Annotated in this window: 11 protein-coding genes and 1 rRNA gene; 9 read left to right on the top strand and 3 right to left on the bottom strand. The window is 70.6% G+C overall.

The genetic code is table 11. The features are described from left to right. Positions 1–97, top strand: a 5S ribosomal RNA gene (rrf, locus tag ACS5PV_RS20025); the annotation flags it as partial. A gap of 140 nt (positions 98–237) precedes the next feature. Here rrf and ACS5PV_RS20030 read toward each other — a convergent pair. Next, positions 238–699: a RidA family protein gene (locus ACS5PV_RS20030; protein ID WP_455397102.1), complete on the bottom strand. Its 462-nt coding sequence runs from the start codon at positions 697–699 to the stop codon at positions 238–240. A 113-nt stretch (positions 700–812) separates the two neighbouring features. On the opposite strand from ACS5PV_RS20030, the gene ACS5PV_RS20035 reads away from it, so the two are divergent. From ACS5PV_RS20035 to ACS5PV_RS20055, 5 genes are all read left to right on the top strand, one after another. Then, on the top strand, positions 813–1,745 hold the full coding sequence (locus ACS5PV_RS20035) for a LysR substrate-binding domain-containing protein (RefSeq protein WP_455397103.1): 933 nt from the start codon (positions 813–815) through the stop codon (positions 1,743–1,745). Between the two features lie 139 nt (positions 1,746–1,884). Beyond that, positions 1,885–3,054, top strand: coding sequence for a CaiB/BaiF CoA transferase family protein (locus ACS5PV_RS20040; protein ID WP_455397104.1), 1,170 nt, complete (start codon positions 1,885–1,887; stop codon positions 3,052–3,054). After that, a complete protein-coding gene (locus ACS5PV_RS20045) occupies positions 3,051–3,923 on the top strand; it encodes an HpcH/HpaI aldolase/citrate lyase family protein (RefSeq protein WP_455397105.1) in 873 nt (290 codons plus the stop codon). The genes ACS5PV_RS20040 and ACS5PV_RS20045 overlap by 4 nt, the downstream gene beginning before the upstream one ends. Then, positions 3,920–5,029 carry a zinc-binding dehydrogenase gene (locus ACS5PV_RS20050; protein WP_455397106.1) on the top strand — a complete coding sequence of 370 codons (1,110 nt, stop codon included), beginning with the start codon at positions 3,920–3,922 and terminating at the stop codon, positions 5,027–5,029. Before ACS5PV_RS20045 ends, ACS5PV_RS20050 begins: the two co-directional genes overlap by 4 nt. Positions 5,030–5,216: 187 nt before the next feature. Beyond that, complete coding sequence (locus ACS5PV_RS20055) at positions 5,217–6,242, top strand: TRAP transporter substrate-binding protein (protein ID WP_455397107.1); 1,026 nt, start codon at positions 5,217–5,219, stop codon at positions 6,240–6,242. A gap of 15 nt (positions 6,243–6,257) precedes the next feature. On the opposite strand, the gene ACS5PV_RS20060 is transcribed toward ACS5PV_RS20055, so the two are convergent. Together ACS5PV_RS20060 and ACS5PV_RS20065 are read right to left on the bottom strand one after the other, a co-directional pair. Next, positions 6,258–7,358 carry an NAD(P)/FAD-dependent oxidoreductase gene (locus tag ACS5PV_RS20060; RefSeq protein WP_455397108.1) on the bottom strand — a complete coding sequence of 367 codons (1,101 nt, stop codon included), beginning with the start codon at positions 7,356–7,358 and terminating at the stop codon, positions 6,258–6,260. A gap of 16 nt (positions 7,359–7,374) precedes the next feature. Beyond that, positions 7,375–9,306 (bottom strand): LodA/GoxA family CTQ-dependent oxidase, encoded by a 1,932-nt coding sequence (locus ACS5PV_RS20065; protein WP_455397109.1) that lies wholly within the window; start codon positions 9,304–9,306, stop codon positions 7,375–7,377. Between the two features lie 483 nt (positions 9,307–9,789). Between ACS5PV_RS20065 and ACS5PV_RS20070 the strand changes: the two genes are divergently transcribed. The 3 genes from ACS5PV_RS20070 to ACS5PV_RS20080 all read left to right on the top strand — a co-directional run bounded on the left by ACS5PV_RS20070 (position 9,790) and on the right by ACS5PV_RS20080 (position 12,139). After that, the gene (locus tag ACS5PV_RS20070) at positions 9,790–11,385 is read left to right on the top strand and encodes an acyl-CoA synthetase (protein ID WP_455397110.1); all 1,596 of its coding nucleotides are present in this window, start codon (positions 9,790–9,792) and stop codon (positions 11,383–11,385) included. A 107-nt stretch (positions 11,386–11,492) separates the two neighbouring features. Beyond that, the gene (locus ACS5PV_RS20075; RefSeq protein ID WP_455397111.1) at positions 11,493–11,738 is read left to right on the top strand and encodes a type II toxin-antitoxin system VapB family antitoxin; all 246 of its coding nucleotides are present in this window, start codon (positions 11,493–11,495) and stop codon (positions 11,736–11,738) included. Beyond that, complete coding sequence (locus tag ACS5PV_RS20080) at positions 11,738–12,139, top strand: type II toxin-antitoxin system VapC family toxin (protein WP_455397112.1); 402 nt, start codon at positions 11,738–11,740, stop codon at positions 12,137–12,139. Before ACS5PV_RS20075 ends, ACS5PV_RS20080 begins: the two co-directional genes overlap by 1 nt. Positions 12,140–12,180: the final 41 nt, after the last annotated feature.

Below are 12,180 nucleotides of genomic sequence, written 5' to 3' on the forward strand. Positions count from 1 at the left end.
TGTCTCAAACCCGATCCCATCTCGAACTCGGCCGTTAACCGCCCCAGCGCCTATGGTACTGTGTCTCAAGACACGGGAGAGTCGGTCACCGCCAGACCTGCCAAGCACGTCACACGTTCCCTCGACACGACCCTCACGAACGAAGCCCGCCAGGACATCCTGGCGGGCTTCGTTGCGTTCAGGCTCTTGCCTCACGGCTCAGGGCCATCGTCAGACTCCTATCGCGAGCCGCTCCGCTCACGGCGCGATCTGCAGGATCGCCTCGACCTCGACCGTCATGCGGTTGGGCAATGAGCCCATCCCGACCGCCGAGCGGGCGTGGCGGCCGGCATCGCCCAGCACGTTCACCAGCAAGTCCGAGCAGCCGTTGATGACCTTCGGGTGGTCGGCGAAATCGGGCTCGGCATTGACCATCCCGAGGAGCTTCACCACCGCCTTGATCCGCGACAGGTCGCCGAGCGCCGCCTTGGCGACGGCGAGGAGCTGGAGCCCGGCGAGCTGCGCGTCGGCATAGCCTTCCTCGATCGTGGCGTCGCGGCCGAGCCGGCCGGGGCGGTAGGTGCCGTCCGGCCGCTTCGGGCCCTGGCCGGAGAGGTAGAGCAGGTCGCCGACGATGCGGAACGGCACGTAATTGGCCACCGGCACCGGTACCTCGGGCAGGGTCAGGCCGAGCTCGGCGATCTTCTGTTCGGGGGTCACGTCTCACTCCTCGTCGATGGGTGCCGTCGCCGGAAAACCCGTTGATTTCCCGCTCGTCCTCGCCGCACACTCGGCCTGCCGGCACCGGCCAACAAGACGAGCGGGACGCCGCCATGTCCACCCCTACCCTGAAGCAGATCCGCTTCTTCGTCGCCGCGGTGGATTGGGGCAGCCTGTCGCGGGCGGCGGCCCACCTCAACGTGGCGCAGCCGGCCCTGAGCCAGCAGATCGCCCAGCTCGAAGCCACCTTGCGCAACGAGCTCCTCGTCCGCACCGCCCGGGGCGTGCGGCCGACCGAGGCCGGCCAGCGCTTCTACCGCCACGCCCGCACCATCCTGCGGCAGGTCGACGGCGCGGTGGCCGATCTCACCGGGCCGGGACCGTTGATCGGGCGAGTGGCGATCGGCCTGCCGACGAGCGTGTCCACCATCCTGGCCTATCCGCTGCTGAGCACGATCCTGCGCGACTATCCGGGCATCCGGCCGGAATTGTTCGAGAGCCTGTCCGGCTACCTGCACGAGCTGATCGCGCAAGGGCGGCTCGAACTCGCGATCCTCTACCGCGACCGCTCCGGTCCCGGGCTTCACGTGCAGCCGATCCTGCGAGAAGAACTTTTTCTCGTGACCAAGGCGGGGGCGGATATCCCGGCCAGCATCACCATGCGGGAGGTGGCGCGCCTGCCGCTGGTGATGCCGAGCCCGACCCACACCCTGCGCACGATGGTCGAGGCGGCCTTCGCCCGCGAGGGCCTGTCGCTGACGGTGGTCGCCGACGTCGACAGCCTGCCGACCATGCGCCGGATCGCGGCCTCGGGCGCCGCCGCCGCTATCCTGCCGATCTCCGGGCTCTCGGGGCTCGACGAGGCGACGCGCCCGGCGATGATCCGCATCGTCGAGCCGACGATCACCCGGCCGCTCGGCCTGTGCTACGCCGCCGACCAGCCACTCGCCGGCCCCGCCGCCCTGGTGGCCGACCTGATGGTGGCGGAGGTGGGCCGCCTCGTCGAGAGCGGCGCCTGGGGCAACGCGGTGCTGGCCGAGCCATAAGGTTTCCCGATGGCCACCCCGGAAAATCCGTCTCGATCGTAGCCGCTCCCTCGGACAGGATACTCCCCAAGCAAGACGGCCCGGGGAGGTACGCAATGGTGCGCAAGGGGCGAGACGCCGTTCGTGATCGGGGCCGCCGGTGAGCGCCGGCCTCTCAGACGGCCCGCTCGCCGGGATCCGGGTGCTCGACCTCTCGCGCCTCGTCGCCGGCAACATGCTGAGCCTGCAACTGGCCGATTTCGGCGCCGACGTGATCAAGCTCGAGCCCGATCGGGGCGATCCGCTGCGGCACTGGCAGGAGGACGGCATCCCGGCCTGGTGGAAGGTCTACGGCCGCAACAAGCGCTCGATCCGCCTCGACCTGCGCGAGGCCGACGGCAAGGCCGCGTTGCGCCGGCTGGTGCCGATGGCTCAGGTCCTGATCGAGGGCTTCCGGCCCGGCGTGATGGAGGCGGCGGGCTTCTCGCCCGAAATCCTGCTCGGGCTCAACCCGAGGCTGGTGATCGTGCGCATCAGCGGGTTCGGGCAGACGGGCCCCTACGCGCAACGCCCCGGCTTCGGTTCGCTGATCGAGGCGATGAGCGGGTTTGCCGCCAAGAACGGCTTTTCCGACAAGCCGCCGGCCCTGCCGAACCTGGCGCTCGCCGACATGGTGGCGGGCCTGTCAGGCGCCTTCGCCACCCTGGCGGCCCTGCGGGTGGCGGAAGGCCCGGGTGGTGCCGGGCAGGTCGTCGACCTGTCGCTGCTGGAGCCCTTGCACGCCACCCTCGGGCCCGACGCGGCGATCCACCGCCTCACCGGCCGGGTGCCGTCGCGCATCGGCAACCGGGTCAGCATCACCGCGCCGCGTAACGTCTACCGCACCCGGGACGGCGAGTGGCTGGCGCTCTCGGCCTCGACGCAGGGAATGGCCGCCCGGCTGTTTTCAGCCATCGGTCGGCCCGAGATGATCGACGACCCGCGCTTTGCCACCAACTCCGCCCGGCTCGACAACGTCGACGAGGTCGACGCCATCGTCGGCGGCTTCATCGCCGGGCGGGATCTCGCCGACAACCTTGCCTACTTCGAGGCGGCGGAGGTCACGGTCGGCCCGGTCTACGACCCGGCGGGCTTCGCCGAGGATCCGCACGTGAAAGGCCGCGGCGTCCTCGTCGAGGTCGAGGATCCCGAGCACGGGCGCGTACCGATGCACGCGCCCTTCCCCCGCCTGTCGCGCACGCCCGGGCGGATCCGGCGCCTCGCCCCCTCCCTCGGCCAGGACGAGGCCGAGATCGCCGCCGAACTCGACCGGACGGAGACCACGCGATGAGGCTGCGCTCCCTGCTCTTCGCCCCGGCCGATTCGACGCGCAAGGTCGAGAAGGCGGTCGGATCGGGCGCCGACGGCGTCATCCTCGACCTGGAGGACAGCGTCGCGCCCGCCGCCAAGGAAGCGGCGCGGGCCGAGGCCGCCGCGATGCTCCGCGCCCGGCCGGGCGAGTTGATCGTGCGGATCAACCCGCGCGGCACCGCCTGGTACCTCGAGGACCTCGCCGCCCTCGTCCCGGCGCGGCCCGCCGCGATCCTGCTGCCGAAATGCACGTCGCCGGTCGATCTCCTGATGCTCTCCGGCCAGATCGACGTGCTGGAGGCGGCAGGTCAGATGCCGGCGGGTTCCGTGGAGGTGCTGCTGCTCGCCACCGAGACGGCGGATTCGCTCCGGGACATGAACTATGCCGGGGTGTCGCCGCGCCTGCGCGCCCTCTGCTTCGGGGCCGAGGATCTGTCGGCCGATCTCGGCATCAGCCCGCGCCGGCCAGACGGCCGCCTCGCGGCGCCGGTGGCCGCCGCCCGCGACCGTCTGCTGATCGCGGCCGCCGCCGCCGGGGTCGCGGCGATCGATACGCCGTTCCCGGATCCGCGGGATCCCGCCGGCCTTCGCGCCGAGACCGGGGCCGCCGCGGCGGATGGATTCTCGGGCAAGCTCTGCATCCATCCGGGCCAGCTCGAGGCGGTGATGGCCGCCTTCACGCCGCCGCCCGAGCGCGTCGCCTGGGCGCGGGAGGTGGTGCGTCTGCTCGACGGCAGCGGCGCGGGTGTGGCCGTCCTCGACGGGCGGATGATCGACATCGCCCACCTGAAGCTCGCGCGCCGCGTGCTCGCGATGGCGCCCGAGGGGCTGCCGGAGGACAGGTCATGATGCGCTTTCCGAAGACCAGCCGCGCTGCGGTCGTGCGGGCGTTCAAGACCCCGGTCTGCATCGAGGAGGTGCCGGTCCCGCAGGAACTGGAACCCGGCGCGATCCTGACGAAGATCGAGACCTGCTCGATCTGCGGCACCGACGTCCATCTCTGGCAGGGCTCGCTCGCCCTCAAGGTCGACCTGCCGGTGATCCTCGGCCACGAGATGGTCGGGCGCATCGTCGCCATGGGGGCGGGCACCGAGCGCGACTCGGTCGGCCAGTCGCTCCGGGTCGGCGACCGCATCACCTGGACCCACACCGCCTGCGGACGGTGCTACTTCTGCACCGTCGCCCGCGAGCCGACTCTGTGCCAGTACAGCCGCAAGTACATGTACGAGCGGATGGACGTGGCGCCCTACCTGCTCGGCGGCTTCTCGGAGTACGGCTACGTGCTGCCGGATTCCGGCCGGGTCAAGGTGCCGGATTCGGTGCCGAACGAGCTTGCCAGCATGGCGAGCTGCGCCTTCCGCTCGGTGATGAACGCCTTCGACGTCCTCGGGCGGATCGACCCGACCGACACGGTGGTGGTGCAGGGCGCAGGACCCCTCGGGCTGCTCGCCACCGCGGTCGCCAAGGTCTCGGGTGCGCGCCGGGTCGTCACCCTCGGGGCGCCCGCGGCGCGGCTCGCACTCGCCCGCGAATTCGGCGCCGACGAGGCGATCTCGATCGAGGAGACGAGCCATCCCGAGCGCCTCGACCGGGTTCGGGCGCTCACCGACGGGCGCGGCGCCGACGTGGTGATGGAGTTCACCGGGCACCCGGCCGCCTTCGGCGAGGGCCTCGACCTCGCCCGCCGCGGTGCGGCCTACGTGGTGGTCGGCCAGCTCGGGCAAGGCACGACGACGATCGCACCCTCGACCATCGTGGCGAAGAACCTGCGGGTGCTCGGGTCGTTCTCCGGCCAGGCCAAGGCGTACTGGAAGGCGCTGCAATTCGTGGCGAGCCACCAGCACGAGGTGCCGTTCCACAAGATGGTGACCGGGCGCTACGGCCTCGACGAGGTCGATACGGCGCTGAACCGGATGAAGAACTTCGAGGAGATCAAGCCGATCATCGCGTTGTGAGGGCGGCCAGGCCGGCGGTGGAAGGCATGCCCATCCACATCGACACCTGTCGACGTCATCCCGGGGTCGCGCAGCGGAACCCGGGATGACGGTGGAGTTGGACGAAACCCGTTTTCGATCACTGTCAAAGACAAGAAAATACATGTCGTGCGGCCCTCGCCGCCAACCAAAAATTTCAGGAGGAACGATGTCGCGCCCCCCTCTCTCGCGCCGCGCCCTGGTCGCCGGCACGCTCGGCGCCGGCCTGGTCGGCTCGCTCGTGCCGTTGCGCGGCGCCCGCGCCGCCGAATTCGTGTTCAAGCTCGGCACCGACGTACCCGAGACCCACCCGATCAACATCCACGCCCGCCGGGCCGCCGACGCCATCCGGGCGCAGACCGACGGGCGGGTTGATCTCCAGATTTTTTCCAACAACCAGCTCGGCGGCCAGAGCGACATGCTCTCGCAGCTGCGCTCCGGCGCGCTCGAATGCTTCGCGCTGTCGGGCGTCAACGTGCTCTCGACGATCATCCCGACCTCGTCGATCTACGGCCTCGGCTTCGCGTTCCCGGATTACGACGCGGTGTGGCGCGGCATGGACGGGCCGCTCGGCCAGCACCTGCGCGGCCAGATCGAGAAGGCCGGCTTCGTCGTCATGGAGCGGATCTGGGACAACGGGTTCCGGCAGATCACCAACAGCGTGCGGCCGATTCGGGACCCGAAGGACCTTCAGGGCCTCAAGATCCGGGTGCCGGTGAGCGCGCTCTGGACCTCGCTGTTCCGCTCGCTCGGGGCCGCGCCGACCAGCCTCAACTTCGCGGAAGTCTATTCGTCGCTCCAGACCAGGGTGGTCGACGGGCAGGAGAACCCGCCGGTCATCATCAACACCGCCAAGATCTATGAGGTGCAGAAATACTGCTCGGTGACGAACCACATGTGGGACGGCTGGTGGTTCCTGATCAACCGCCGCGCCTGGAACCAGCTGCCGGACGACCTCAAGGAGGTGTTCGCCCGCAACGTGAACGCGGCCTGCCTTGACGAGCGCAAGGACGTGGCCCGGCTCAACGCCTCGCTGCGCGAGGAGCTGGTCGGAAAGGGCCTCGCCTTCAACGACGTCGACACCGCGCCGTTCAAGGATGAACTGCGCCGGAGCGGCTTCTACGCCGAATGGCGCAAGAAGTTCGGCGACGAGGCGATGGGGCTGCTCGAGGCGGCAGCCGGCAAGCTCGGCTGACGGGGGCGCTGGCCCTCACCCTCCCTGCCGACGGCTCCAGAACGGCCGGTCGGCCCAGCGGGTCTCGAGGCCGTACCAGGCGCGCAGATGGGTGCCGTAGGCCTCCGCCACGGCGTCGAGGCCGCGCCGGTAGTCGCTCAGCGCCCCGGGCTCGCCGGCAAGCGTCCGAAGCACCGCCTCCGCACCGGTCAGGGCGGTGTAGAGTGCGTTGAGCAGCCCCTGCGACGACAGGGGATCGCAGGACAGGGCGGCGTCGCCGATGGCAAGCCAGCCCTCGCCCGCGGCTCGCGCAATCCGCGCGCTGTGCGCGGCGCCGGAGCCCGCCGGGCCGTCGGGCACGAAGCCCGCCGCGTCGAGGACGTCGCGAAGGCCCGGCTGTCGCCGGGCGCGGGCCAGGAGATCCGGGGCGGCCGCTGTCGCGACGGCCGCCGGCAGGTCCGCGTCCGTGTGGAAGGCGAGGACCCGGCGCCCGGCCGGCAGGGGCGCGGTGTACCACCAGCCCTCGGCCTCGGCCGCCACCATCGTGCGGCGAGGGCCCTCCGCACCGTGGCCGTGGAGCCAGCGGCAGATCAGCCGGTCGCCCCGGGCCCGGCGCTGCCCGAGCGCCCGGGCCACCGGCGAGGCCCGGCCGCCGGCGTCGATCACGATGCGGGCCGCGACCATGAGCGGGCGCCCGTGCCGGGTCACGGTGAGCCGCCAGCCGTCCTCGGCGCGCGCGAGCCCGGCGAGTCGGGCCGGCGCCACCAGGGCCGTGCCGCGCCGGGCGGCGCAACCGCGCAGCCAGTCCTCGAAGCGTGCCCGGTCGAGGTGCCACCCCGGGCCGTCGAGGTCGCGCACCGCGTCGACCGAGACCGGGTCCGGGCCGCCCCACAGGCTGTCGGCCCCCTGGCAGGGGGCGTGGCCCTCTGCCAGGAACGACTCCCACAGGCCCATGTCGCGCAGGAGCCGGCGCGCCGCCGCCGGAAGCGCCTCGCCGATGCGGGCGGACCGCGGCGCGCCCGCCTCCGCCCGGTCGAGCACCAGCGTGCGGCAGGAGGGCGCCAGCAGCGACGCCGCGGCGGCGCCGGCGGGACCGGCCCCGATCACCACGACGTCCGCGGCGAGCTCCGTCGTCACCGGCGCCCCCGCCCGCTCAGCGGTGCAGGTGCGGCGGCAGGCGGCGCACCTTGTCGATGTCGGAGAGGTCGGTCACCTCCGGGTCGGGGCTGGCGTTCCGCTTCAGGAGCCGGATTCCGGGCTGCGCCGGGACGGTGAGGTCCTGCACCTCCATCACCGCCGGGAACTCGCCGTCGGCGGGTCCCGGCAGGCTCTCGACCACGCCCATCTTGTCAAAATGCGCGATCATCGTGTTGATCTGCGAGACGTAGGTCGCCGCGAGGTCGAGGGGCGCGTCCCAGTCAGCGCGGCGGGCGAAGGCTGCCTTGCGCTCCGCCAGCGGCCGGCGCTCGTCCTTGACGATGGCGTAGTCGTCGCGCGTGAGGACTTGGTTCGGCACCCGCGCCGGCCAGAAGGTCGGCACGTAGGGGTCGTAGGCCTTGTCGTAGCCCGAGCGGCAGCTCGCGGTGTCGCATTGCCAGGGCACGGCCATCCAGCGGGTCAGGCCGCCGGCGATCTGGGGGCCGAGGCAGCCATCGGGGGCGAGCGCCCGCGTGTATGTCAGCGTCATGCCGTAATCCGGCTCGACCCAGCCCGCCGGCGCGTGCGCGAACCGGAACGGCGCACGGTAGAGGCCGATCCAGCGCACCGGCCAGGTCATCTCGCAGCCCGGATGGAAGGCGTCGGCGAGGCAGAAATCGAGGGCGGCCTTGGTCAGGGTGTCCCCCTGCCGGGCGAGCGGAACCTCGTCGATGGTGCGGGGCACCCGCCGGTTCGGATCGTGATCGGCCTCGAACTCGCCCTTCACCCATTTTCCGAGATTCTCGAGCTGCAAGGCGCTCAGGCTGCTGTTCTGGCGCGGCGAGAGCGCCGGCGGGACGTTCATCGCGTCGCCGTAGAGCCAGGGCCAGGGCACCGGCGACCAGCTGTCGCGGGTGGTCGCGTCGGCCTTCTTGCCGTTCGAGCCGGTCGGGGCGACGGTGCGGAACTGGTTGGCGATCACCCGGCGCCATTCCTGGTCGGACGAGTCGGGCGAGGCGAGCCGCGCGATCGTCTCGGGCGTGAGGTCGAACACGCCCTTCCAGCCGAAGCCGGCGGCAAAGCCCTGGTTGACCCATTGCAGGCCGGCCATCCGCTCGAAGATCGGCAGGATGTCGTGCGTGAAGGACGGGCGCTTGGGCTTGGGCAGCCAGCGGTTCGCCACCGCGATGTCGCGCATCAGGTCCCACAGCGTGCGCACCGACTTGCGGCACGGGCCGTAATTCGGCGGGGCGACGACGATCCAGGCCGGCTCCACCGGCAGGGACCGGCCGCCGAGCCGCACGGTGGCGGTGACCGGGCCGTCAGCGACGTCGTCGTGCCAGGTGTCGTTGTTGGCGAAGGTCACCGCCAGCTCGCCGGTATAGGACGTGGACTCGCCGTGGCCGCCGAGGACGATGAGCCGGCCGGCCTCGTCGGTGCGGATCGACCCGAGCGTGACTGGGGTCCCCATGAAGGTGCCGTCATCGAAGACCTGCTCCGGCTGCGCCCGGCCCGCGATGGTGCGCGCCCGCGGGGTGATCGCCAGGGCGGCCCGGTCCGCATGCATCGGGTTGCGCAGGGTGGTGGGGATGGCGGTCGGCTCCCAGGATTCGGGGATGTCGAGCGCCAGCTGGAAGCCGTACCAGGCCGCCTTGGTATTGGCGAGCTGCACGGTCCAGGCGATCTCGGCGTCGGAGCCGGTCAGCTCGCGCACGATCGTGCCGGCCCGGTTGAGGCCGTAGACCCGGAACCGCGCCGCCTCGCGCTTCAGGGCGCCGGTCTTGTCGCGGTAGGAGCCGGGCGGCAGCGGCAGCGGATCGGGCACCTCCGGCCCGAGATACCATTCGGTCTCGCTGTTGCCGACCCGGGCGATCCCGATCGATGGATAGATCGCCGCCTTGACGACGACATCGTCGGCGGGAGCGGAGGAACCGGGAACCGCTGTCATGCTGGTCGATCCTGCTGGCGTAAACCCTGCGCCAATCCGGTCCGAATCGGCGCCGCCCCAGTCATAGCCGGCGCGCTCCGACTTGGCATGCGCCGATTCTGGAATTCAGATTTCAGGAATTTTTCTTTACGAGACGATTTCGTCTTGCGGATGCAATCATTATTTGCGTCTATCCGATTCGGATGGGACGCCGTTCCCTACCGCAGGTGCGAGATGACGATGCTCGCCGTCACGATGCGGATCGAATTCCTGTAGGGATATACCTTTGATCTGACGATGCCCTGCATCTCCTGCCCCGCGCTGCGGTGCGGGGCAGCGAGGCGATCATACGACGATCGCGGCCCTCGCTCCGTCCATGGTCGGCGTCATGCCGGTGAAGTCGCGCGCCTTGGCGCGGTGACGGGCGGCGCGATCCCCCGTGACTTGTCCGTGCCGCCCTGAGACAAGGGAGGACAACAACGAAGACACGAGGGAGAAACGACCATGGACCGCGACGATTCCTTCGCCGGACCCGAGGCCGCGCGCGCCCGGCGCGACACGATCTCCGACGCGCTCCGCCGCACCGCCCGGCGCTACCGCGACCGCAACGCCCTGACCTTCGGCGAGCGGCGCTGGAGCTTTTCGGCCCTCGACCGCGCCGTCGACCGGGTCGCCCGCGGGCTATGCGACGCGGGCCTCGCCCGCGGCGACCGGGTCGGCGCGCTCGGGCGCAACTCGGACGCCTACCTGATCCTGTGGCTCGCCTGCGCGCGGGCCGGCCTGATCCACGTCCCGGTCAACTACGCGCTCACCGGGCGCGAGCTGCGCTACATCGTCGAGCAGTCGGGCGCCCGCGCGTTGATCGTCGACCCGGCGCTCGCGGGCAACGCACGGGAGGCGCTGGAGGACCGGACGGGTCCGTGGTTCGCCACCCTGTTCGGCGGCACCGGCCTCGACGTGCTCAGCCTCGCCGCGGCCGAGGGCGAGGCGGATCCCGTCGACGTGCCGGTCGCCGAGGAGGACGTGGTGCAGCTCCTCTACACCTCCGGCACCACCGCGGCGCCGAAGGGTGCGATGATGACGAGCCGCGGCCTCCTCGCCGAGTACCTGAGCTGCGTGATCGCCCTCGATTTCGGCCCCGGCGACCGGGCGCTCGCCGCCCTGCCGCTCTACCACACGGCGCAGATGCACGCCTTCACCATGCCCCAGCTGCTCGCCGGGGCCGAGACGGTGCTGATCGAGGCGCCGGCGCCCGAGACCTGCCTGCGCCTGATCGAGGAGCACCGCCTCACCTCGTTCTTCGCACCCCCGACCGTCTGGATCAGCCTCCTGCGCTCGCCGGACTTCGCACGGCGGGACCTGACCTCCTTGCGCCACGTCTATTACGGCGCCTCGATCATGCCGGTGCCGGTGCTCGAGGAACTGCGCACCCGCCTGCCCGGCGCGAAACCCTACAATTGCTACGGCCAGAGCGAGATCGCGCCGCTCGCGACCGTGCTGCGCCCCGAGGAGCACGACGAGCGCCCGGCCTCCTGCGGCCGCCCGGTCTTCAACGTCGAGACCCGGATCGTCGACGATGCGCTGCGCGACGTGGCGCCTGGCGAGCGCGGCGAGATCGTCCACCGCTCGCCCCAGCTGATGGCCGGCTACTGGGACAAGCCGGAGGAGACCCGCGAGGCCTTCCGCGGCGGCTGGTTCCACTCGGGCGACGTCGGGATCATGGACGAGGCGGGCTACATCACGGTGGTCGACCGGGTGAAGGACGTGATCAAGACCGGCGGCACCATCGTGGCGAGCCGCGAGGTCGAGGAGGTGCTGTTCACCCACGCGAGCGTCTCGGAAGTGGCGGTGATCGCCCTGCCGCACCCGAAATGGATCGAGGCCGTGACGGCGGTCGTGGTGCTGCGCCCGGGCGCCGAGGCCGGGGCCGAGGAGCTGATCGCCCATTGCCGCACCGGGCTCGCGCCGTACAAGGTGCCCAAGCGCATCCTGTTCCAGGACGATCTCCCCCGCAACACCGCCGGCAAGCTGCTCAAGCGCGAGCTGCGGACGCAGTACGCGGCATTGGACTGGCCGGGGGAGGAAGCGCGGGGCGCGTGAGCGCGCCCTGCCCGATAGCGCCCTCGTGATGTCAGGCTGATACTGGAACAGCTCGCCGACTCACGGCTCACGCATTACATCATTACGGTCTTGTAAAGAAGTCTGCCATGGTGACCACGCTGAACGTGCGGAACCCTCGCGCCCACGCCCTCGCCAGCGAACTTGCGCAGCGTCGCAAGACCGGGATCACGGAGGTTGTGATCCAGGCCCTGGAGCACGAGCTGGAACGCGAACGAGCCTCGATACCCCTCGCCCAGCGCCTCGCCGCTCTCGCCGACCGGGCCTTGGCGAAAGCCGGGCCCAATGCACGGCCGGTCACCGAGTCGGATCGTGACGAGATGTGGACACGGTGATGTTCATCGACACGTCCGCTTTCGTCGCGATCTTCTGCAAGGAACCTGAAGCCGGGATCTTCGCGAGATGCATCGAGCGCGCATCGCGCCGTTGTACATCGCCGATGGTTCGCCTGGAAACCTGCATGGTCTTGGCGAGCCGCCTGGACCGCGATCTTGTCGATGTTCAAGCCGATTTTGACGAGTTCCTCACTGAAGCCGGCATCGTCGTCATCGCGATCAGTGACAATGTCGGTCGCATTGCCGTGGAGGCATTCCAACGCTACGGGAAGGGCCGAGGCCATCCGGCACAGCTCAACCTCGCGGACTGCTTGTCCTATGCGTGCGCGCACGCAAGCCTCGATCCCATTCTCTTCAAGGGACGGGACTTCGGCCATACGGACCTTCAATCGGCACTCTGACAAGGACGTTTTGAGATCTCTCATCGTGTCGAGACGGAATT

This window comes from Methylobacterium sp. Gmos1, from assembly GCF_053764715.1.